A 21,377-nucleotide genomic window follows, 5' to 3' on the forward strand; every position below is an offset into this window, starting at 1 on the left:
AGATGAGAATTACATACACGATGTCAATGGTCGCAGCCGCTGCCGTGATCCTATTCGGCTGTATTGCGGCCCAGGCCCAGAGCGTTGGAGGTTCAATTGCCAACGGAACAGCCGAGCGTGGTAAGACCGTGCGCGGAACGGTCACACTTAGCATTCCCAGCGGCCTGCATGTGAACTCCTACCGCCCGAATAGCGAATATTCAGTCCCGACGAATGTGAGGGTGAGCAGCAGCGGCGGGGTTCGTTTAGGCCCGGTTAGCTATCCGCGAGGCCGAAACCGTAAATTCAGCTTTTCGGAACACCCCATTAATGTTTATGAGGGACGCGTGTCATTTGGATTCAATGTGACGGTGCCTGCGACGTATCGCGGCCGGACTGTCCGAGTGAATGTGACCGTCCGTTCCCAATCGTGTACCGACGAGATCTGTTATCCGTCAAAGACAAAGCAGATCACATTGACGGCTCGCGTGATCTAGCCGTCGCCGCGCCCGATCACCGACAGCAGGCGGCCGGTCCGGCCGAAATCGCCCTTTTCTCGTCGGTAAGAGAAGAACAGGTCGCTTCGTTCGATCGTGCAAAAGGGGGCGATCGAGATGCTGTTTGCCCTGACCCCTGAGCTAATGAGTTGATCGCGATTGCAGGCATGCAGATCTACGAGCGCGTGGCCCTTGCGGGTCGGTGTGAAATATCGGCTCCAGTCATTAACGCTCCGGACAAATACATCGACCACCTCCGGCCCGACCTCGTAGGTGCGGCCACAGGCCGCAGGGCCGATAGCACAGGCCAGGTCAGCAGGCTGTGAGCCGTAAAGCTCGCGCATCCTATCGATAGCGATCTTGACTATCAACTGCGCCGTACCTCGCCAGCCTGCATGAACGGCGGCATATGCTCCGGACGCCGTGTCGCCGATCAGCACGGGAACGCAATCTGCTGTCTTCGCGGCGGCAAGGACATTGTTGAGGCTGGACATCACTGCGTCGGCATTGATCTCGGAATCGCCAATGTCCTTTTTCGTGGTAACGACGCGAATATCGACGCCATGGACCTGCAAAGCCAGGGCAAGCGAATATTTACCGGGGAATACCGCCAGGAACCGGCGACGGTTCTCGAGAATATTCTCTTCGGTGTCGTCGTCAAAACCGGAAAGGTTGAGGCTGTTCTCAGGAAAGGCTGAAACGCCTCCGTGCCGGGTGGAGAAACCATTGACAAAGCCCGCAGATTCGAGAGCCCGGCTGACGAGGACCTTAATGCCGCCGGCCTCTCGCCAGAAGAATCCCGAATCTGCTAAAGTCTGTGAATCATCGACGTGCGATTCGGGTATGATCGTTTCCATCGGTATCGACATTATTGAGGTCTATCGCATTCGCGATACTGTCAGCCGCACACCGCGATTTGTAGATCGCGTTTTTACTCCCTCTGAGCGCGCATACTGCGAGGCAAAAGGTGCGGCGGCTGCCCAGTCATTTGCTACTCGCTTTGCTGCGAAAGAAGCATTTCTCAAAGCCCTGAAGACCGGCTGGCGGGGCAAGGTCGCATGGCGCGAGATCGAGGTCGTCCCCGACGCGAATGGCGTCCCAACACTCAACGTCACCGGCGAGGCCCGTCGCCTGTTGAATGAGCTTGGGGCAACGCATATACACATATCGCTCGCCCACACGACCGAACACGCCGTTGCCGAGGTCATTCTCGAACGCAACTAGGGCTTCGGCGTTGCCGTCGCGGCCGGCCTCGCATCAAGGTTAAAATAGGCGATCGCAGGGTCATGGTCCGAGTAGCGTTCGGGTCTGTCCTCGCTACGATAACTCTCAGGAAAATCTGCATTTACGCGTGCATAACCAAAGCCCTGAGCATACGGCATCAGCGACTCGGTAATGATCATGTGATCCAATACCTGCCCATTTCCGTCAAAACGATATGAATATCGCTGATCGGCCGCTATCAGGTCTACGAGGTCGGTCATGTTAGGTTCTACAAGGTCCTCTGACGGATTAAGCACGGCATCCTTAGCCGCTGGCGAGCCCTTGATCGCGCCGATGACATCCACGATGCCGTCATTGAACTGATAGGCGTTAAAATCACCTATCAGAATAATACGTTCCACCGAATTGGCCTTCTGCCGCTCTTGAACCCATTTGGCAAGAAATTCAGCCTGAAGGCGTTTCTTCAATCTGACGTTGTCCTGCTGTTTAGGGTCACTGTAGCCAAGGAACGATTTCAGATGATTCACTACAACGGTAAACTCGAACGTGCCGTCGGTCTTCACATCATTTATGGCAGCTCTTAGGGCCAGCGGCGGCCGATCGTTAAGGAAGTTGTCCTCTTTTGTATTAGCGTTCTTGAACTTTTCATCCTTGCCGTATTGTTTGACGTCCACGACCTTGATCCGCGAAGACTTGACGAGAAAGCCGTTATCGATGCCGCGGCCGTCATTGCCCTCAATGAGGTACGCCTCATATTTCGGGTCGGGCTTGCCGCCGGCGATCGTATCGGCGTTGATCCTTGCGGCGAGGCGCTTTAGGGCAGACAGATTCTCAGATTCGACGATGCCGATCACATCAGGTGACTGCATGACCCCGCGAATGGCCGCCGAGATCTTTTTCATCCTCGCATTGAATGATTCGGTCGTGACGATGTCCTCTTTGATCGCCGGGTCGTCCTCGTCATCGAAGAAGTTCTCGAGGTTCATGCCCGCGACAGTGAACTGTCGCTCACCGGCGGCCGGCAGGTTGACGTGCTTCGGCACACTCGCCATTGAGGGCCGCGTCGCCGCATCAATGAGGACGGACCATGTCCGATAGGCGTAATGCAATACACCCGTCACATTCTTTAGCTCAGTGTTGGCGGCGACATTGATCGGCTGTGAGCCAAGCTGTGCAGACGACTCGACACGGAGGCGTTCCGGATTGCCATCAAAAAAACGCATCTTCGGATATGCCTTCTTGAACTCAGCCTGTTCTTTCTCGTTCAGGAAGAGGAAGTCATAGAGCTCGTAGCCGGGTTCGCGAAATGGCGTTGGAATGCCCTTGAGCACGCCATAAAAGACGCCGTTCGATTCGCTTCGATTGTTCTTATTATCGACTCGACCGTCGGTCGGCGCACTAACGGTCAGCTCCGGAACGGTCACGCGCATGCCTTCGTACTTCTCGAGTTGATCTATCGAGTTGATCTTAAAGTTATCGATGTTGAGCACTATCGCTTTTGGCAGCGGATTGTCTTTTGAGAGGACCTGCACGACATCTCGCCCTCGCTGCATCGATATCTCGGTGATCGGCAGCGTGTTGGGCTCGGAGCGAGGCTTGAACTCCTGCACCTGGCCCGAGACGACGACCATATTGCCGACAGCGGCCTCGCCGCCGGGCTCGTCGCGCGTATAGACGAGGATGCCCTCGGATGTCATCGGGTCGCCGTCTACCTTATCGTCAGGTGTCTGGATAAAGAAGCCCGTCCTCGTACGTGCCGTTACCACGCCCGACGTTTTTACGATCTCACGTTCGCGAGACGAATAATTCTTACTGCCCTGAATGCCCGAGATCGGATATTCTCGTTGAGCCAAGAGTGGAGCGGCGCCCGTCAGTACCAGAAGGGCGCCGATGATGATCCTCAATTTCATGATCTTTCAGATGTATTTAGAGGCGGTCGCGTCGCCTTTCTATTATTTCCTGTGTGTTCTTCGGGATCTGGTTGAAGAAATCGAAGCCGGTCAGATATTCCACCGCGTCCACCGTCGTGCGGAAATTACGCCATGGTGCGCTCTGGCTGATCGAGACATTCGACATGATCACGCCGAAGGCCCTTGTGTTCTTGGCCGAAGCGCGTGCGAGGTCGTTATTGCCGATGGGCAGAACGAGGACGACCTTCCACGTAAGCGTCGGCACGACAATGCGGTTTTGCGGCGTCGAGCCGATGGTCGTGTGCTGGCCGTAACCGCCGCTAAAGATATAGATCTCGTTACCCTGGCTCGCAAGCGTGCGGCAATAGTTCTCAAGGTCAACCCACGGTCCCTGATTATTTGCGGGAAGCTGCGGGATGATGTTGGTCATCAGGAACGTGTAGTTGTTATTGGTCTGTGTGTTCGTGCGATCACCCGACGGGCACATATGGCCTCGATCATAGACCGGCTCTGAGTAGTCCTCCGGCAATACCTGATACCAGCCGGCCGGCAGCGTCGTGTCGGGGGCAAAACTGCCGTTGTTTGCCGTACCGATCCAGCTTTGATCGAGTCGCCACGCCGTCCAGTTTGGTGTGTTCTTAGACCGGTTGTATGACAAGGCGTATGCCGGCTTGATCATCAGATAGTTGTTCTCGTTGGCGATCTCACTGGTAGCTCCTGACGGATTGCCGAGCAGAAGCGGGTCTTCGCCGGGCGGGGCAGCGTTGATCGTCAGATTAGTGCCGACATTTGCCGTTCGGCCCTGGCCATCCTGTGCGACACCGGTGATCGAAGCCGTGCCGCCCGGCGTGCCGAGAGGCACAGTCGCGAGATAAGAAAAAATATTGTCGCCGGCGGTCACATCGCCATGAGTGCCGTCGTCGAAGAAAGGCTGCGAGGTTGGGCCGCCGATGTTGATGAGATTCGCAGTTACGGTAATGTTCGTGCTGGGCGGCGTGGTCGCGGGAATGACCGTAACGGTTAGCAAAGTCGTTCCCGGCGGAGCTACACTCGTCGGGTTTGCCGACATCGCTGCAAAGAGGTTCGTGCCTGATCCGCTGCAGATCGACGCAGGTGAAGAAGCGTTTCGCGGGGCCGACGGGACGAGATTCTCAAAATCAGCCAGATTGTTGTCAGTATCCTGACAACCGTTCTGCTTACGGGCCTGGCTGTTGTTAAGGCCGGGCGCGGTCGTAGCCGTGCCCTCATTAAAGCCGTTCGTAACGGTTCCCCAACCGACGGAGTCTATGATCGCACCTGTGTTGTTCGGGCCGTTGCGTATTGCGAGGCCGCCATTCGTTGCGCTCATAGAGCACGAGCATGCGGTCGGGCTGTAGGTCAGATTGGCGGGCACTGAGCCGTCATAGCTTGTTGATGCAACAAGGTAGAAGCCTCCGGGCGGGATGATCGTGCTCGATGTCCATGCGGCGAACGGGTTGGTTACATCATTAGAGCCGTTCGCGGACCGGTAAATCAGCCGATAACCGTTGAGATCTACGGGACTCGAACTTGTATTGTGTATCTCTACAAATTCGTCCTCCGCGACTGAACCGCCGCCCTGAAACTGACTGATAACGAGATGCGGCGATGGCATCTCAGGCTGTCCGCCGTCGGCGGCCGCCCTGCGTTCCGAGAAACTCGATCCGGCGATGGAGACGACCAATAAAAGCAATAATTTCTTCATCTAAATTGCGTCCTCAAAAGTACCAGCGAAAACTTTAGTTTCTCACAAACGGAAGGTAAAATCGATGACACAATTACGACGCAAAACGCAAAGGATCGGCTCTAAGGCCGACCGAAATCGAATGGGCGTGTACCAAAGGCTAATTGATGCGATAGGCCTTTTCCTTCCAGAGGACCACTACGACACCATTGAGTTCCTTGGCGATCTTGCGAAGGCCGCTGTCGAGTTTCGTGAATTCGTCGGTGCCTCGGCGGATGTTGGTCGTCGCCTGCCCGGTGTATTTGCTGTCATACCAGGCACCGTTCCTGTTCTCGAACGTCCGGCCGCCTACCTTGCGACTGACCGCCATCTCGAACGTCTGCGCGTTTACCTGATTCGACTGCATCTGAACAGGTCCTGAGGCACGTGCCGGGCCGGACTTCGCGGGTGCGGCAGGCATGTCCCGGCGGCCGCTATCGAGAGCCGCGGCCTTTCCCTTGGCGAGGCTGGCGTCTTCGTCCTTACGCTCACTCGCTGCCTCTTCGCGCGTTAGGCCACCAACGGCTGCGGGCTGTTCGCGTGGCGCTGCGGCCGGCGGCGGCGGTTTTGATTCGCTGGTCACAAGATCGAGGGGCTTGTCTGCCGCTCGCGGAGCTTCCGGTTGGGCACCTGCAAAACGATCATCGATAACGCCGTCGCCGGATACGGACGGCCCCGTCCCTGAATTTGCGATCCCCCGCGGCGGAGCGTCCATCGGGGCAGGCTCCGACGTGTTGGCGCTTGTATTTGCAGCCGTTGCATTCGCTGCGTCCGATGCTGCGGAGCCACTGGTCGAATAAGGGCTGTTCACGATCGGTCGGTTGGCTACCTGTGAAACCGTCGCATTCTGCGATTCGCGGTTCTGCAGGACGAGATAGCCAAGCACGCCGCTAAACGCGATCACCATAGCACCCATTACAAGGGCAAGGCTCGGTGCGCGGAAAAACCGGCTGTACCAGGGTATGACGTTGACCGCATCAAGAACTTCGGCCGCACCTGCGGCCGTCGTGGCCGCTGTCTGGTTGATCAGGATGCTCTGAGTGAGCAGCTTTCGGCACGGGCCGCAGTCGGCAAAGTGCTCTATATACAAATGTTTAGCCTTGTCGGGCAGGGTATTTTCGACAAATGCCGCCACGGCGTCGGCGTCGAGATGGACGCCCGAAGGCATCATGCTCGAAGCGGCGTCGGCCCGCGTTTTTCGCAGGATAGCGTCAATTTCTTTGTCGAATTCCAGTTCCATCTTCTAAGCCACAGAGTTCACAGAGAACACTGAGGATTTGCCATCTAAAGAACGGCTAGAGCCAAAAATCTTGCACCAGGACAAGTAACGCGATCGCCGCGAACATCGTCTCCAGATTCAGCCCGAGGCCGGCGGCAGTGTCGCTGAGGTATTTTTTTACCTCATTGTCGGTCCAGCCGTGTTTGTTCTTCAACCGCTTTTCGACGCCTTTTCGAATGTCGGCCTGCACGCGCGTGAGCTTACGGCTGGCGGTGGCTTCGTGATAGCCGAAGGTCGCGGCGATGTCCTTTAATTTCAGGTCGTCAAAATAGTATAGCTTCATTATCAGCCGGTCTTCGGCATCGAGCGAAGCGACCGTTGCCGCTAACGCCTCGGTCACGTCGGCCTGTCCGAGGGTGTCGGTCAGTTCGTCCTCGGGATTTACTACGTGCGATGTGAAATGGTGATTATCGTTCCCGGCGGCCTCGGCCGCGAGATTCTCGAATTCACGGTCTTCCTCGATCTGGACGAATTTCGAGACCTTACGATAATGATCGACCGCAAGCTGCGATACGACCGCCCGCAGCCAGCCGGCGAGCGAACCGCGGCCGGAATAATACGCGAGCTTGCTCTTTTTATTTCCCTCGGCGTCGGTCCGCAGCCCGTAAAGCTCGGCCCAGATCGACGACGCCAGGTCCTCGGCATCCTCGGAGTTTGACGAGATCTTTCGCGCGGCAGACTTTACCGTCGAATCAAAATTCGCGACCAGATCCTCCCAAGCCTGCTCGTCACCGCCTTCGCACGCCAATATCAAACAAAGATCGTCAGAACGTATCTCGTCGATAAATTCTTTGATCTCAGCATGTTCCGGCTTTGCGTCCGCCGCGAAAAGATATTTCTCAAGCGCCGCATCGACACGCGGCCTCACGCGGTCGGCCGTCATCCCGCGAGCATTCTCCGCACGCGAGATCAAATGCGCGACCTCTTCGTCGATGGTCTGGTGAAATTTGTCAGCGACAGGACTCATCCGTCAGGCGAGAAGATTTTAGCACCGATTGGATGTAAGCTGGAACAAACATAGTTGTTTGGGGTCTAATTCATAAGCTATGAAGATCTGGGTTCTTCTCGCGGTTATGACGACTGGTTTCATGCCGGCGTTGGGGCAGCAGACTATTCCCTACGTTTGGATCATGAACGATTCTGCCACATCGCTGCCGAAACCCGCCTACCCAAGCGTGCCGCTGGATGCTTGTGCTCGCGGACAAGTCAGCGTAAAGGTGCTTATCTCGAAGGACGGTCGTGTCAAAGACGCAGAGGCCATTTCAGGTAATCAGTTCTTCCGAGGCGCGGCGGTCGCCGCCGCGAAACAAGCTAGGTTCAGGTCTCATGGGCACGCTCCGCCTATGGAACGAACAGGTTTGGTTGTATATAACTTTCCACCGTCGAAGGGGTGCGGGAAGAGGCCGAGAGAAAGACTTTGATAGTTAGCTGTGGAGTGTGCAGTCAACGCGCTATCTCGCTGCCGAAACCGCAATATCCGGACGCGGCGGGGCATGTGAATGCCTCTGGAAAGGTGAATGTCGAGGTGTTGATCGATGACGTTGGAAATGTTCAGTCGGCCAGGGCCGTGTCGGGCCATCCTCTTTTACGTATGGCAGCAATAAGGGCGGCGCAACAAGCCAAGTTTGCACCATTTTTGCTTGGAAATAAGCCTGTAATATTTAGAACGACTATCGTCTATTCTTTCAATCGCTGAAAGGCTACCAGATTTAAATAATCCCGTATAGCCTTTTCCGTCGCGAGCCAATTCCGCGACGGTTTGTAAGCATCAATCTTTCCGCTGCGTGCCAGCAGGCTCAAATATTCTTGTGACAGGTCGAATTTCTTCGCAAGTTCCGACAACAATATGTACTCGTCTTCGGGCCGGTAGCCTGCGGCTTCGAGGTAGATGTCCAGCGAGCGTTCGACGGCTTGGGCGACTACGAGCTCGAATGGCTGAAGGTTACCGTTGTTTGCAGCGTCCAGTGCCCGATAGTACTTCTTTCGGTCGTTGACCAGAATGATCGCGGGCGGGAAGCCGTTTCTCATCAGCAGCAAATTCATCAACAGTCTTGCGGTGCGGCCATTGCCGTCGTAGAACGGGTGGATCCAAACGAATCGATGATGAAAATATGCGGCGAGGCCGATGATGTCAGGTTTGCTTGTTCTTTTGGATATTTGGCTAAGAAGTTCACTGATGAGATCGCGAACTTTCAGATGGTTTGGCGGCACAAAGTTGGCGCCCAATATCCTGACGCGGCCTGTTCGATATCGTCCGGCGAATTCTATCTCGACATTGTCCAATATAAGCCGATGAATTTCGAGTGTCTCTGCTTCGGTTATCGGCGTTCGCCGTTTCGCGATGGATTCGACAAACTCTATCGCTCGTTGATGGTTGTTTATCTCAAAATGCTCGCGCAGCGTCTTTCCGCTAATGGTCAGGCCCTGTTCGATCACCAGGCGCGTCTCGCGTAGTGAAACGGTATTGCCTTCGATCGCGTTCGAATTGTAAGTCCATTCGACCGAAAGGTCCTGACGCAGACGCTCAAGGGCAACCTTGGGCAATGGCCGAAGACCTGCCAAGGCTGCCTTCTTTTCTGCGATGCGTTTACGGATATCTTGTGGCATATCGGATAGGGTCTATTATAGAGTTATCCGATATTCTGCTGCAAGTAGTTATTTCAGGTGCTTACGCAGGAACGACACGATCTTCCAGCCGTCGTACCAGACGAATGGTTTTTCGCCGAGGGTGTAGTGGCCGCATGGGATGCGGACCTCGCTGTGGTTGATGTTGTGGCGACGGAGTTCGGCCATGATGTCGCGTGACAGGTTGACGGGGAAGCTGAGGTCGTAGAGGCCGTAGATGTATCGCTGCGGACGGGGCGTTTGGGCGGCGAGTTTCTCGATATAGCTCATCGGCGAGATGGGCAGCCAGTATTCGCGAAGCTCATCGAGCGTGAGATTGCCCTCGAGGCCCTCTTTGACGTGATACGTCGTAATGCCGTGCCAGACGACGTCCGCCGGGTAGCCGGATACGTGGTTAAACACGCCCGCATCGATCCGCATATCGTGAACGAACACAAAAAAGCCCACGCACGAGCCAATGCTGGTGCCCAGGACGCCGATCTTTTCGTAGCCCTGCTGTTTTAGCCAACTAACGGCGGAGCGCGCATCGACCACGGCCTGCCGCAGCGATTGCAGCGTGCGGCCGACGTTCGGGGCGACGAGGTAATCGGCACGCTCGCACTCGGGCGGATTGCGGTTCTCGTGATACGGCATCGTCATCCGCAGGGCCGAGATGCCGACGCGGTTAAAGATCTTGGCGAGGTCAAAATACGTGCCGGTCTTTGCGTTCCAGTGCGGCAGGATGAGGACGGCGGTCTTGTTGCCTCTTGGGTTTGGAAAATAGTGCGCATAGACAGTGTTGTTCTCGGGTGAGGGCGTCTCGATGCCGCTGGTCCAGGTTACTTGTTCGCCGGAATTTGAAATTTGAGATTTAAAATTTGAAATTTCAGGAAGAAAGAAGAACTCGTCGCTGTTCACGACCGATTGCCTCGAATACTCGCTAAATACCTCTTTCGGCTCGTCGCCACTCGCGTGTTCGCCGATAAATTCCGTACCCCAGCCGAACGGGTGCACTACGCGATTGTCATCGCGCATCGCGTGGTCGCGTTCGAGGTTGTGCATGTATCTTTGCAGCATTCAGCAATCAGCGGTCAGCATCAGCGAGAGCATCTACCGACTGGTGACGGCTGACAGCTGAGCGCTATTCACGACCTTTTCGTAGTAGGCGATGTATTGCGGGATGATCTTTGAGGTGGAATATCGCTGGACGGCGAGGTCGCGGCCGTGGGCGCCGAAGCTGCGGCGTAATTCCTCGTCATTTAGCAATTTGAGCGTGTCGGCGGACATTTTTTCTACGTCGCCGACGTTGCTGAGATAACCGCTTTCGCCGTCGGCCACGACCTCGGGAATGCCGCCGATGCGGGTCGCCACGACCGGTGCTTCGCAGGCCTGGGCTTCGAGGGCGGCAAGGCCGAAGGATTCTAGTTCGGACGGCAGCAGAAATACGTCCGCGATGCCCATATAGTCCGCAATGTTTGCCTGTTTACCGACGTAAACCACATTGCCGTTCATGCCAAGCTGCTCGCCCCGATACCGAACGGCCGACAACTCTGGGCCGTCGCCGACCATTATCAACCGGGCGTTGACGCCGTTCCCACGAACAATTGCGAGGATCTCGACGCAATCGACGGGGCGCTTGACGGCACGAAAGTTTGAGACGTGTACGAGCAGGCGTTCACCGTTGGGTGCCAGTTCATTCCTCAGCGGCGAATCATCCAGCCGCTTGTAATGGTTCTGGCAGATAAAATTCGGTATCACCTCGATGTCGTCAAAATCGAATGTCTCGATCGTCGCCTGCTTGAGAAACTTCGAGACGGCCGTCACGCCGTCAGATTGCTGCAGGCCGTAGCGAGTGATCGGCAGATACGACCTGTCAGCGCCGACCAGCGTGATGTCAGTGCCGTGCAGCGTTGTAATGACGGGCACATAGCGTTTCTCCTTGATCGATTCGCGGGCGAGTATCGCTGAGATCGAATGCGGTATCGCGTAGTGAACGTGCAGCAGATCGAGCTTTTCGGCGCGGGCGACGGTTGCCATTTTGGTCGCGAGAGCAAGGTCGTACGGCTGGTGCTCAAAGAGCGGATACGACATCATCTCGACCTCGTGAAAGTGAATTCGCTCATGCGGTTCGCTTAGCCGCATCGGCATCACCGACGAGATGAAATGCACGTTATGCCCGCGATCGGCCAGATCACGACCCAACTCAGAGCCCACAATGCCGCTCCCGCCGTAAGTCGGATAGACCGTGATGCCGATATTCATAGCGCAAATCGTAACAGATATTGTTACAAAAGAAAAGCAGGGCGGTGAACCGCCCCGCAAGTGTTTTTTCGGAAACCAATCTATGGAAGATATGCGGCCGGGACCGGCATATCGCCCGCCGTGCCGAACTGCGAGGACGAAACGCCGCCGTCGCCGCTTCTGACGGTCCACCATGTGCCGTTGCGAAAGACTGAAATGTCGGTACGCCCGTCATTGTCGTAATCCGCGGGTGTCGGCCGGTCGCCGGCAATGCCCCATTGCTCGATGCGGGCGGCGCCGTTCGTGGTCTTCAGGATGTACCACGTTCCGTTGCGGAACACAGCGAGATCGGCCCTGCTGTCGCCGTCGTAATCGCCGGGCACGGGAACGTCGCCCGCGACGCCGAACTGCAGGATGCGAAGCCCGACGGTCGAGAGGAGTTGATACCATGTTCCGTTGCGAAACACCGTGATGTCCGACTTGCCGTCGGCATCGAAATCGCCGAGCAGCGGTGCGTCGCCATTTGCGCCGAACTGGTTTTGGGTGAACTGTCCGTCGCGACTGCGGATCGCATACCATGTGCCATTCGATGGCCGGAACACGGCTATGTCGGCGCGGCCGTCGCCGTCAAAGTCGCCCGGCCTCGGCAGGTCGCCCGCAGTTCCGAAGAACTCGGTCCGCAGCGTGCCGGTGCCGCTCTGCTTGATGTACCACGCGCCGTTTCGGAAAACGGCGATGTCGGTCTTGCCGTCGCCGTTGAAATCGGCGGGTGCGAGCCGGTCAGCGGCAAGTCCCCAATTCTCGGCCGAGAAGGCGTTTGAGGACGAATTCTGCTGATACCACATGCCATCGGCCGGGCGATAGACCGCAATCTCGGCCTTGCCGTCATTCGTAAAATCGGCCTGAATGCCGCTGACGCTCGTCGTATTCTGCTGCGTAACGATGCCCCAGCAGGGGAACGGGCCAATGTTGCACGGGTCGCCATAACCGACGAAGTTTAGGCGGCCATTCGGCCTCAAGAGAGTGGCACCGATGACGTAATTGCGCGTTTGCCCATTCGGAAACAGGGCCATCGGGCCGCTGCGGCCACGCTCGCCGAGCGCGTCGTTCCAACTCTCGTTGCCAAATGACTGGTCGGCCGAGCCGTCTGGATTGAATCGCAGAACGCTGTAAGGATGATAGTTATCACGGCCGACGATCTTGCCGTTGGGCATGATCGCATCGATCAGGAACAACGGCCGCTGTGCTGATGCCGTGGGCGGCGTCAGGTACTCGGTAAAGCCGTTGTTCGAGAACGACGTGTCGGGCGTCAGGGTGCTGAGATGAAATCGCCCGAGCACGGCCTTGTCGGCGTTCGAGCCCGAGATGAGCACCTTGCCGCCGCCGACCACTTTCGCAGTGTAACTCGAATTGGCGCCAAAGCCGCTGATGTTAGCATGTGACAGTGTTTGATTCGTCTCGAGGATGCCGTTTGCCGACCAGCGGGTGACGGCGAATTTTGAACGCAGCAGGCATTGCCCGCCAGTTGTGTCGTTGTCGCCGTCGCTGCCGAGGCCGAGGATCTTGCCGTCCTCCAGCAGCGTCAGGCCGACGAGACGGCGTTCGGTCCAGCAAGGATTCGATCCGCTCCCGGCGGCCGAGCCGACGTAACGTGCGACGCCGTTTACGCCAAAGTTCTGGTCGGGCGTGCCGTTGGGATTGAGCCGGATTAGAAATCCGCTCCAGCCGCGGACGGAGAAGGTCGAGAAATAGTCACGTGTCTGGCCTGCGAGAAGTATCTGCCCGTCCGGCTCGATGACAATGTCATTGATGGTGCCGCCCGTGCCAAAAACAGCGCCGTCACCGATCGCGCCCGTCTGGAACAGCATTCGCCCCTGACCGATCAGCCATTGTTGCTGATTGACCCCGCCGACCTGTGCCGTAATTACAAGATTGTTGCCAAATGTCGTGTCCACGGAGCCATTCGCATTGAGGCGGATCAGACAGGCATCCGTCCCAAATCCGTTAAGTCCAGGCGGGGCATCGACTATGCACTGACCGCCGATCAGTATCTTGCCGTCGGGCTGGACGGCGAGCTTCGATGGCAGCTCGACCGACAGGCCGTTCGCCGGGTCAAAGTGGCTGCCGGCCGTCCTTTGGAAGAAGTTGACGATCGCGATGCCGCCGGTGCCAAAGCTCGTATCAACTGCTCCGCCCGGCGTGTATTTCTTTACATAGAAGAAATCGGGCGATGAGCCCTGATACATGCGGCCGCCCGCGATGATCGAGCCGTCCGGCAGCAGCTGGGCCGTATAGAGCTGAGTGACCTCGCCCGTCAGTTCGGGAACGATGTCTCCGGGATCGGTCGTGTATCCGTTCGTTGCTCCGAACGTGCGGTCGTAGTCGCCGTTGTATGTGAACTGTGCTGCCGCGACGATCGCGGTCATTGCCGTGATCATGAGCCCGCCCGCAATGTTCTTGAATATTGTCGAGAGTCGTTTTGACTCGGTATTGCTCTTCATTGTTTTGCCTCCGCAGGAATGTTTCCTTCGACCGATAAGGCGATGGCAGGTGCGGGAAAGGGACATGCGTTGCAAGAAAAAAAAGGTTGTCAGCCGAAATGCCGTGTATAATCAGTGAAAACCTGTAAGGAGCGATGAACGAGCGATCGGATGTCACTGACATACTCGGCAAAATAGGTGCCGGTGATGAAAGCGCGCCCGAGCGCCTGTTGGAGATCGTTTATGACGATCTCAGGCGGTTGGCCGGTGCGTACTTCAAGAACGAACGCTCAGGCCACACGCTGCAGCCGACAGCGCTGGTGCACGAGGCGTATATGCGGCTCGTGAACTGGGACAATGTCAGTTGGCAGAACCGCGCACACTTCTTTGCCGTCGCGGCGCAAGTGATGCGGCATATCCTTATCGATCACGCCCGCGGCAAGGGCTCTCAGCGGCGCTATGGCGGCGAACGTGTCTTGCTTTCCGAGGCCGACAGGCTGGCCGAGAGTACCGAGATCGACGTGCTCCGGCTGGAAGAAGCGCTTCAGGAATTAGCGAAGGCCGATGCGCGACAGGCGAGGATAGTGGAGATGCGCTTCTTTGGCGGGCTCTCGAATGTCGAGGCCGGGCATGTGCTGGGAATCTCGGAACGCACCGTCAAGCGCGAGTGGGCGTTTGCAAAGGCATGGCTTCGGCGCGAACTGAAACGTTAGTTATGGGCCGCTCTGACTGGGAACGTGTCAAAGAGATATTCGTCGAGGCGGGCGAACTCGCGCCGGACGGGCGTGTGGCTTTTCTCGATGAGGCGTGCGGAGGCGACGCGGAATTGCGCTCAGAGGTCGAGTCGCTGCTGGCCGAGCACGACGAGGCGGACGACAGTTTTGAACGCAACGCCGTCGATCTGACGGCGGCGATAAAGGGCGACAGAGAGAAATACGCCGGACGGCAATTCGGGCATTTTGAGATCATTAGCGAGCTTGGGGCGGGCGGGATGGGCACCGTGTTTCTCGCCAAGCGGTCGGATGGCGAGTTTGACCAGCAGATCGCCCTCAAGGTCATCCGAAATACGATCATCGACGCCGAGACGGAGCGGCGTTTTCGGCGCGAGCGGCAGATACTCGCCGACCTGAATCATCCCAACATCGCAAAGCTGATCGACGGCGGCGTGTCCGACGACGGCGAGCCATTCCTCGCGATGGAATACGTCGAGGGCCGGTCGCTGATCGAATCTTGCGACAACGCGGGCCTCGATGTCACGGCTCGATTGCGGTTGTTCACGCGTATCTGCTCGGCGGTCAGCTATGCTCACCAGAACCTCGTCGTCCACCGTGACATCAAGCCCGGCAACATTCTTGTCACCGCGAACGGCGAGCCAAAACTGCTCGATTTTGGCCTGGCAAAGATCGTCGATCAGAACATTTTTGAGGCTGAAACGACGGCGACCGTGAACCGCGCGTTCACACCCGCATATGCCAGCCCTGAGCAGTTTCTCGGCAAGCATGTGACGACGCGCAGCGATGTCTATTCGCTCGGCGTTGTCCTGTTCGAACTACTGACGGGCCGGAAGCCTTATGATTTTGACGGCCGCAGCCTCGACGAGATCATCAGGACGATGTCCGACAGCGAACCGCCGAGGCCGAGCGACCTTGGGGAGTTCGGCGGTGACCGAGGCCCGACTCTCAAGGGGGATCTCGACAACATCGTTCTCAAAGCAATTCAGAAGGACGAGACGCAGCGTTATTCATCGGTCGATGAGCTGACGAATGATATTGAGCGTTACCTCGCCGGGCGGCCCGTTTCGGCACGGCCCGCCACAATCACTTATCGTGCCGCTAAGTTCTTTCGTCGCAATAGAATAGCGGTCTCAGCGGCGGCGGCAGTGCTCATCGCATTGATACTCGGCCTCGTCGTCACGCTGTGGCAATACAATGTTGCTCGGCGAGAGCGCGACCTTGCCGAACAGCGGTTCAATGACGTGCGGCGGCTGTCGAATTCGCTCCTTTTCGAGATCGCACCCGAGATCGAATCGCTGCCCGGCTCGCTTGCCGCACGCGAGATCATTCTAAAACGGGCCGTTGAATACCTCGACAGTCTCGCTTCGCAATCACAGAACGACCTGCAATTACAGGCCGAGCTTGCCTCCGCATATCAAAAGATCGGCGACCTGCAAGGCAATCCGGCGAACCCGAACTTCATCATGTTGGCCGATGCGATCGGCAGCTATGAAAAAGCTTTGGCGATACGAAAGGCAATTCTCAATGAGACTCCGAACGACAACGATTTGCGCTGGCGAACAGCCGAGAACCATCGCCTGCTTGGGCGCGTGCTGGCAGAGACAAACGATTACGACGGCGAGCAATCGCATATGCTCGCAGCGCGTCAGATGCTCGAAGAATTGCTTGCTCGCGACAATTCAGACTAGGTTGCATTCTCGCTCGCGCAGACAAACTACGACGCCGGCGTCGGGCAGACGAGTCTGAGTGCATACGGTAAGGCCATACCGTTCTACGACTCGGCCATTGCTATTCTCGAACCGCGCAATTCGCCCGAATCACGTCGACTGCTAGGGACCTGCTACGCGCAAAAGGCATATTCGCTTTCCTGGGAATCGAAGCAGGAACAGGCCGAGAGCGAGATGACGCGGGCCGTTGAGACGCTCGAACGCTTGGCCGCTGAATCGCCTGAAGATGGCGTTACGCAGGATGCGATGTGGCTGACGTACTGGTTGGCGGGCAATATCAACGAGGAGATCGACAACCCGAGGTTCTATCGTTTTCAGGAAAAGGCGGCACGAATGGCGCGTGACGCGGTGGCTAGAGATGCTTCCGATATCCGTGCAAAACAACGGCTTGCGAAATCGCTTTCGCACCTCGGCCAGGCCGCGAACAACATCGGCCGCCCCGCCGAGGCCCTTGCACACCTCGAAGAATCAAGCCGTCTCTACCAGGTGATTATCGAAACCGAAACTCGCAACGGACGCCTAAAAGCCGACCTTGCCGCATCGCTTCTCAGGCTTGCTAATACCAAGAAGAAGATGGGTCAACTCGCGCCTGCGCTTGACACATTCAAACAGGCCGTCGCGATCTATGTGGCGGTCAACGGGCAGTTCCCGAACGACAAGCGAACAAAGAATAACCTCGCAACAGCATATGGTGAGGTCGGCAAGCTGTATGAGGCCAATCCGGCGAAGTTCAGAAACGCACTGCGATCGGCCGGTGAGAACTACCGCCGAGCTCTCGATCTAATGCTCGAGATGCAGGCGCAGCAGAACATCCTTTCGGAATACGACCTCGAATTCCTCGAAGAAATGCGTGCCGCCGTCGAGAAATTCACAGCCTGATCAGGCCACCCTGCGCAGCAATGCGGCAGCCAGACACACGACCATTGAGAGGCACGCCCTTGGCGATGAATCCGTAGGTGACGACTGCTGTGCGAGAGGTTCGGTGACGTTCTCGGTGTTGTGTGCGATGTTTGTCGTTGTTCCTTTTCGCCGGACAAGATAGACGATCCCCGAAAAATCATCGGTAAGCAGGAACGAATTCGCATCGAGCCGCAGGACATCGCACGGTCGGCCGTGGACGGTACTCCCGGTCAGAAAGCCAGTGATGACGGGCTGCAGGAGTTCGTCCTTTCGCATCGCGACGACCTGATAGCCGTGGCCGATGGACTTGTTTGTCGAGCCGTGAAGTGCTACAAGGAACACACCGAATTTGCCGAACAGCGCGTCCGCCTCGTCAAAAAAATCAAAGCCTAACGCCGACGAGCGAGCGGGGAAATAGGCGTACGGCGCGGGCACATCCTTACATTGGCCGGGCCGTTTGAACTTGGGGTCGGCAAATATCTTGCCGTTCGACGAATGGCAATACGGCCAACCGTAATCGGCTCCGTCCTTTAGCGCGTAAAAGGTCTCGTCCGGTTTCTGCAGGCCGAGATGATCTGAGCCCTGATTGGTGGCAAATACGTTGTTGCCGATAGCGCGCAGGCCGACGGCATTGCGGAGTCCGCGAGCCAGCTCGCGCTGGTCCGAACCGTCAGGATTCATCTCGACAATGCTCGCGCGAACCTTTTCTTTTTCGACGCAGGCGTTGCAGGATGAGCCGACCGAGACATAGAGCTTACCGCCGTGCGAGAATGAGATCGTGCGCGTCAGATGCCAACCGCCGTATTTGTAGCTCAGGCCGTAATCGGGAAAGGTCGCAAGAACCTGTGGCTGATTATCTGTCGGCTTGGTCTCGCCGCGCGTGAACTTTCGCCGCGTCAACTGATGCGTCTCGGCGAGATAGAACCAGTCCTGCCCGTTTGCATCGCGGTAAAACTGACAGCTGTTTGGATTACGCAAATTGGTCATATATGGGATCGCCCGTGCAAACGTGCCCTTTGCGCCGTCCCAGCCGTCGAGTATATAGACGGTTCCGCGCTTGTTGTCCGTCAGGTTGTACATATCCGTAACAAAGATGCGGCCGTCGGGTGCCTTTGCAAAGAAGCGGACACGCTTTAGCCCTTCCAAGGCCGGTATGATCTCAAAGCCCTCGGCGACATTGAGCTTAAATGTCTTGCCGCTCTTGAGCGTGACCTTGTTCGGGACAAGCCGCTGCTGAGCGGCCACGGCAACCGACATCGCGAGCATCAGCAGAAGAATGAGCTTTTTCATGTTATTACCCTCGGAATAAGGTATAAGTGGAAGGTGAAAAGTGAGAAGTCAGAACTTATGACTTCGCACTTTTCACCTATCACTTATTTCGGATTATTTCTTATGAACATCGATAGCTTTCGCGCCAAAGAGGGCGCAAAACTCGACCTTCGTGAACATGCAACCGATTTCACCGGCGATTATACAGACAAAGATGCGGCGGTGAAAGACCTTGCGAAGAACGTCAAGCGGCTTCGCGAGCTGCAGGACGTGCTTTACGCGCAGGATGTGTATTCGCTGCTGATCGTCTTTCAGGCGATGGACGCAGCGGGCAAGGATGGGGCGATCGAGCACGTTATGTCTGGCGTCAATCCGCAGGGCTGCCATGTGGTCTCATTCAAACAGCCATCGGCCGAGGAACTGGATCACGATTTTCTCTGGCGTTGTCAGAAGGCCCTGCCCGGCAAGGGAATGATCGGCATCTTTAATCGGTCGCATTACGAAGAGGTGCTAGTTGTCCGCGTGCATCCCGAATACCTGGGTGCACAGCGCTTGCCGCCGGAGGTGCAGGATGCGCCCGACTTCTGGACCAGGCGGTTCGTCCATATTCGTGACTGGGAACAACATCTCGCCGAGAACGGCGTGCACGTTCTCAAGTTCTTTCTGAACGTCTCGAAAGCCGAGCAGAAGCAGCGTTTCCTCGACAGGATCGCTGAGCCGGACAAGAACTGGAAATTCTCAATGGGCGATGTCAAAGAGAGGGCACATTGGGACAAATATATGCACGCCTACACCGAAGCGATCCAGGCAACCTCGACGGAGCATGCCCCATGGTACGTCGTTCCGGCGGACAAGAAGTGGTTCACACGTCTCGCGGTGTCTGAGGTGATAGTGCAAAAACTCGAATCCTTAGACCTGCATTATCCGGTCGTCTCCGACAGCCACAAGGTCGAGCTTGCCGAGGCGAAGGTGTTGCTGGAAGGCGAGTAGCGGGAACCTTGGCCGGAAAGCCGCGTATTTCCTAGTAGCTATGTTCTGCCCCGGTTGTGGAGTTGAAGATCTTTCGGCGAACCAGTTTTGCCGCTCGTGCGGAGCCGATCTGCGCGGTGTGAGAGCGGCGGTCACTGACACCATTACGGTGTCAGCGGCGACGGCCCGCAATGAGATCGGGGCTGCTGTTGCCGCTCGCATTCGCGAGATCCGTTCGGCTGCCGAGTTGTCGACAGTCACCGAAGAGGTGCTGCCCCAGATAGAGAAATTTCTCGAATCGCCGGCCGAAAGGCGTCTCAGGCGCATGCGGATCGGCACGATCCTGGCGTCGATCGGCCTCGGCGCCGCGATCGCAATGTCATTTGTGAGTATCGTGAAAGGCCAGGAGGACCTGCTCTTTCTTGCGGGGCTGGGTCTCGTAGCGTTCTTTATAGGCCTGGGGTTCATTCTGAACGGGATATTTCTCACCGTTCCGCGACACGGTGCCGCCGAGGCGCAGACCGATACTGAGATCCTCAAGGGCCTTGATATCGGAGCGAACGACTTGCAAATACCGGCCCCGCCGGCCCGCGACCTGTTTTCGTCCGTGACCGAGCATACGACCAAACATCTAAAAGGAAGAGATAAGACCTAATCCTCCGGTCTTCTCGGCTCCAGGACCAATCGCATGATGCGGTCATCGTCCTTGGCGGCCGTCCCGCGACCGTCCCGATTGGATGTTGCGAAATAGATAAAGCCGTCGGGCCCTTCAGCGATCTCACGAATTCGGCCAAAGGAACCCGACAGCAGGTCCTCCTGACGCACGACCTTGCGGCCGTCCAGGATGACGCGAATGATGCGTGCGCCGCGGAGGCAGCCGAAAAAGAAATTGCCCTTGAATATCGGGAACTGCATCCCGTTGTAGAACGTGCCGCTTGCCGGTGCACACGCTGGTGAGTATTCGAGCAGCGGCGAAACCATTCCCTCGCGTTTTTCCGTGTGGTGGATCTCGGGCCAGCCGAGATTGGAGGCGCGTTCGACGATGTTGACCTCGTCGCCGCCTGAGCCCTTGCCTTCGAATGTGCTCGGCCCGTGCTCGGTCTGGAACATCAGCCCGCTGCCCGGCTGCCAGGCTAGTCCTTGAGCATTTCGGTGGCCGTAGCTCCATATCTCGGGCCGTGCACCCTCACGTTTGATGAATGGATTGTCCTGCGGAACGGTCCCGTCGTCATTCAGCCTGAGCGTCTTGCCCACAAGCGTATCCAACTTTTGCGCAGCGTTCCAATCGGTCGCATCACCTGTTGTGACATACAGTTTCTTATCCGGTCCGAAACGAGCCCGCATTCCCGCATGGTTCGGCGCTCCGGGAATATCCTCGATGATGACCTTCGGCTCGGTGAATTTGCCGTCCTTCAGTACATAACGCATCACCTTAACGCGTTTGCCGTCCTTGTTATACGAATAGGCGAGATAGACAAAGTTGTTGTGGCTAAAATTCGAATGCAGCGAGATGTCCATTAGCCCGCTTTCGCTCGAAGGCTCGACGTCCGGTACAACGAAAACAGGTTCGGCCCGCAATTTACCCTTCTCAACTATCCTCACGCGTCCGGGCCGCTCCGTGACCAGCATTTCACCCGTCGGCAGCCAGGCAAAGCCCCAGGGCACTTCGAGCCCGGTCGCGACGGCCTCGACGCGAAATTGGACGCCATCAACGGTAGTGACCAGCTTGTTCTCCGGAGCTCCGTCAGGTGAACACGCCGTGAACCAAGCTGTCAGCAGAAGAAATAAGAACTCCATCCCCTTTCGCTCCATCTCAGATTCTT

The 21,377-nt window shown here is 57.0% G+C and carries 19 protein-coding genes and 1 pseudogene; 9 read left to right on the plus strand and 11 right to left on the minus strand.

Features of this window, described 5'->3' with window-relative positions:
• Positions 1-2: 2 nt before the first annotated feature.
• Positions 3-476 (plus strand): hypothetical protein, encoded by a 474-nt coding sequence (locus IPM59_05365; protein ID MBK9215016.1) that lies wholly within the window; start codon positions 3-5, stop codon positions 474-476.
• Here IPM59_05365 and pgeF read toward each other — a convergent pair.
• A complete protein-coding gene (gene pgeF, locus IPM59_05370; GenBank protein ID MBK9215017.1) occupies positions 473-1,333 on the minus strand; it encodes a peptidoglycan editing factor PgeF in 861 nt (286 codons plus the stop codon). The two genes, IPM59_05365 and pgeF, sit on opposite strands and share 4 nt — an antisense overlap.
• On the opposite strand from pgeF, the gene IPM59_05375 reads away from it, so the two are divergent.
• Positions 1,320-1,700 (plus strand): holo-ACP synthase, encoded by a 381-nt coding sequence (locus tag IPM59_05375; protein MBK9215018.1) that lies wholly within the window; start codon positions 1,320-1,322, stop codon positions 1,698-1,700. The genes pgeF and IPM59_05375 overlap by 14 nt on opposite strands.
• Here the strand turns inward: IPM59_05375 and IPM59_05380 are convergent.
• The 4 genes from IPM59_05380 to IPM59_05395 form a co-directional block, all read right to left on the minus strand.
• A complete protein-coding gene (locus IPM59_05380) occupies positions 1,697-3,610 on the minus strand; it encodes a hypothetical protein (GenBank protein ID MBK9215019.1) in 1,914 nt (637 codons plus the stop codon). The two genes, IPM59_05375 and IPM59_05380, sit on opposite strands and share 4 nt — an antisense overlap.
• Before the next feature lie 16 nt (positions 3,611-3,626).
• Positions 3,627-5,333 carry a DNA/RNA non-specific endonuclease gene (locus IPM59_05385; protein ID MBK9215020.1) on the minus strand — a complete coding sequence of 569 codons (1,707 nt, stop codon included), beginning with the start codon at positions 5,331-5,333 and terminating at the stop codon, positions 3,627-3,629.
• A gap of 139 nt (positions 5,334-5,472) precedes the next feature.
• Positions 5,473-6,591, minus strand: coding sequence for a hypothetical protein (locus IPM59_05390; GenBank protein ID MBK9215021.1), 1,119 nt, complete (start codon positions 6,589-6,591; stop codon positions 5,473-5,475).
• A gap of 55 nt (positions 6,592-6,646) precedes the next feature.
• Entirely contained in the window at positions 6,647-7,597 is a 951-nt protein-coding gene (locus tag IPM59_05395; protein ID MBK9215022.1) for a sigma-70 family RNA polymerase sigma factor, read from the minus strand.
• Positions 7,598-7,676: 79 nt separating this feature from the next.
• Between IPM59_05395 and IPM59_05400 the strand changes: the two genes are divergently transcribed.
• On the plus strand, positions 7,677-8,051 hold the full coding sequence (locus IPM59_05400; GenBank protein ID MBK9215023.1) for an energy transducer TonB: 375 nt from the start codon (positions 7,677-7,679) through the stop codon (positions 8,049-8,051).
• 74 nt (positions 8,052-8,125) lie between these two features.
• The gene (locus tag IPM59_05405; GenBank protein MBK9215024.1) at positions 8,126-8,326 is read left to right on the plus strand and encodes an energy transducer TonB; all 201 of its coding nucleotides are present in this window, start codon (positions 8,126-8,128) and stop codon (positions 8,324-8,326) included.
• Here IPM59_05405 and IPM59_05410 read toward each other — a convergent pair.
• The 4 genes from IPM59_05410 to IPM59_05425 form a co-directional block, all read right to left on the minus strand.
• Positions 8,308-9,237, minus strand: a complete 930-nt coding sequence (locus IPM59_05410; protein MBK9215025.1) for a Fic family protein — start codon at positions 9,235-9,237, stop codon at positions 8,308-8,310. The two genes, IPM59_05405 and IPM59_05410, sit on opposite strands and share 19 nt — an antisense overlap.
• A 48-nt stretch (positions 9,238-9,285) precedes the next feature.
• On the minus strand, positions 9,286-10,311 hold the full coding sequence (locus tag IPM59_05415) for an abhydrolase domain-containing 18 (protein MBK9215026.1): 1,026 nt from the start codon (positions 10,309-10,311) through the stop codon (positions 9,286-9,288).
• 33 nt (positions 10,312-10,344) lie between these two features.
• Positions 10,345-11,496, minus strand: a complete 1,152-nt coding sequence (gene bshA, locus IPM59_05420; GenBank protein MBK9215027.1) for an N-acetyl-alpha-D-glucosaminyl L-malate synthase BshA — start codon at positions 11,494-11,496, stop codon at positions 10,345-10,347.
• An 80-nt stretch (positions 11,497-11,576) separates the two neighbouring features.
• A complete protein-coding gene (locus IPM59_05425) occupies positions 11,577-13,976 on the minus strand; it encodes an FG-GAP repeat protein (protein MBK9215028.1) in 2,400 nt (799 codons plus the stop codon).
• A 134-nt stretch (positions 13,977-14,110) separates the two neighbouring features.
• Between IPM59_05425 and IPM59_05430 the strand changes: the two genes are divergently transcribed.
• From IPM59_05430 to IPM59_05440, 3 genes are all read left to right on the plus strand, one after another.
• Positions 14,111-14,668, plus strand: coding sequence for a sigma-70 family RNA polymerase sigma factor (locus IPM59_05430; GenBank protein ID MBK9215029.1), 558 nt, complete (start codon positions 14,111-14,113; stop codon positions 14,666-14,668).
• A gap of 2 nt (positions 14,669-14,670) precedes the next feature.
• Positions 14,671-16,377, plus strand: a complete 1,707-nt coding sequence (locus IPM59_05435; GenBank protein ID MBK9215030.1) for a serine/threonine protein kinase — start codon at positions 14,671-14,673, stop codon at positions 16,375-16,377.
• Between the two features lie 213 nt (positions 16,378-16,590).
• Entirely contained in the window at positions 16,591-17,295 is a 705-nt protein-coding gene (locus IPM59_05440) for a tetratricopeptide repeat protein (GenBank protein MBK9215031.1), read from the plus strand.
• Positions 17,296-17,433: 138 nt separating this feature from the next.
• Here the strand turns inward: IPM59_05440 and IPM59_05445 are convergent.
• A pseudogene (locus IPM59_05445) lies at positions 17,434-18,606 on the minus strand (glucose/sorbosone dehydrogenase).
• A gap of 102 nt (positions 18,607-18,708) precedes the next feature.
• Here IPM59_05445 and IPM59_05450 point away from each other — a divergent pair.
• On the plus strand, positions 18,709-19,575 hold the full coding sequence (locus IPM59_05450; protein ID MBK9215032.1) for a polyphosphate kinase 2 family protein: 867 nt from the start codon (positions 18,709-18,711) through the stop codon (positions 19,573-19,575).
• A gap of 40 nt (positions 19,576-19,615) precedes the next feature.
• Positions 19,616-20,209 (plus strand): zinc ribbon domain-containing protein, encoded by a 594-nt coding sequence (locus IPM59_05455; GenBank protein ID MBK9215033.1) that lies wholly within the window; start codon positions 19,616-19,618, stop codon positions 20,207-20,209.
• Here the strand turns inward: IPM59_05455 and IPM59_05460 are convergent.
• The gene (locus tag IPM59_05460; GenBank protein MBK9215034.1) at positions 20,206-21,366 is read right to left on the minus strand and encodes a PQQ-dependent sugar dehydrogenase; all 1,161 of its coding nucleotides are present in this window, start codon (positions 21,364-21,366) and stop codon (positions 20,206-20,208) included. The genes IPM59_05455 and IPM59_05460 overlap by 4 nt on opposite strands.
• Positions 21,367-21,377: the final 11 nt, after the last annotated feature.

This window comes from Chloracidobacterium sp. (genome assembly GCA_016715795.1).
Taxonomy (GTDB): domain Bacteria; phylum Acidobacteriota; class Blastocatellia; order Pyrinomonadales; family Pyrinomonadaceae; genus OLB17.

Coding starts and splice junctions, on each gene's coding strand:
- IPM59_05365 (MBK9215016.1), top strand. CDS start 3: ATGAGAATTACATACACGATGTCAATGGTCGCAGCCGCTGCCGTGATC.
- IPM59_05375 (MBK9215018.1), top strand. CDS start 1,320: ATGATCGTTTCCATCGGTATCGACATTATTGAGGTCTATCGCATTCGC.
- pgeF (MBK9215017.1), bottom strand. CDS start 1,333: ATGGAAACGATCATACCCGAATCGCACGTCGATGATTCACAGACTTTA.
- IPM59_05380 (MBK9215019.1), bottom strand. CDS start 3,610: ATGAAATTGAGGATCATCATCGGCGCCCTTCTGGTACTGACGGGCGCC.
- IPM59_05385 (MBK9215020.1), bottom strand. CDS start 5,333: ATGAAGAAATTATTGCTTTTATTGGTCGTCTCCATCGCCGGATCGAGT.
- IPM59_05390 (MBK9215021.1), bottom strand. CDS start 6,591: ATGGAACTGGAATTCGACAAAGAAATTGACGCTATCCTGCGAAAAACG.
- IPM59_05395 (MBK9215022.1), bottom strand. CDS start 7,597: ATGAGTCCTGTCGCTGACAAATTTCACCAGACCATCGACGAAGAGGTC.
- IPM59_05400 (MBK9215023.1), top strand. CDS start 7,677: ATGAAGATCTGGGTTCTTCTCGCGGTTATGACGACTGGTTTCATGCCG.
- IPM59_05410 (MBK9215025.1), bottom strand. CDS start 9,237: ATGCCACAAGATATCCGTAAACGCATCGCAGAAAAGAAGGCAGCCTTG.
- IPM59_05415 (MBK9215026.1), bottom strand. CDS start 10,311: ATGCTGCAAAGATACATGCACAACCTCGAACGCGACCACGCGATGCGC.
- bshA (MBK9215027.1), bottom strand. CDS start 11,496: ATGAATATCGGCATCACGGTCTATCCGACTTACGGCGGGAGCGGCATT.
- IPM59_05425 (MBK9215028.1), bottom strand. CDS start 13,976: ATGAAGAGCAATACCGAGTCAAAACGACTCTCGACAATATTCAAGAAC.
- IPM59_05430 (MBK9215029.1), top strand. CDS start 14,111: ATGAACGAGCGATCGGATGTCACTGACATACTCGGCAAAATAGGTGCC.
- IPM59_05435 (MBK9215030.1), top strand. CDS start 14,671: ATGGGCCGCTCTGACTGGGAACGTGTCAAAGAGATATTCGTCGAGGCG.
- IPM59_05440 (MBK9215031.1), top strand. CDS start 16,591: ATGACGCGGGCCGTTGAGACGCTCGAACGCTTGGCCGCTGAATCGCCT.
- IPM59_05450 (MBK9215032.1), top strand. CDS start 18,709: ATGAACATCGATAGCTTTCGCGCCAAAGAGGGCGCAAAACTCGACCTT.
- IPM59_05455 (MBK9215033.1), top strand. CDS start 19,616: ATGTTCTGCCCCGGTTGTGGAGTTGAAGATCTTTCGGCGAACCAGTTT.
- IPM59_05460 (MBK9215034.1), bottom strand. CDS start 21,366: ATGGAGCGAAAGGGGATGGAGTTCTTATTTCTTCTGCTGACAGCTTGG.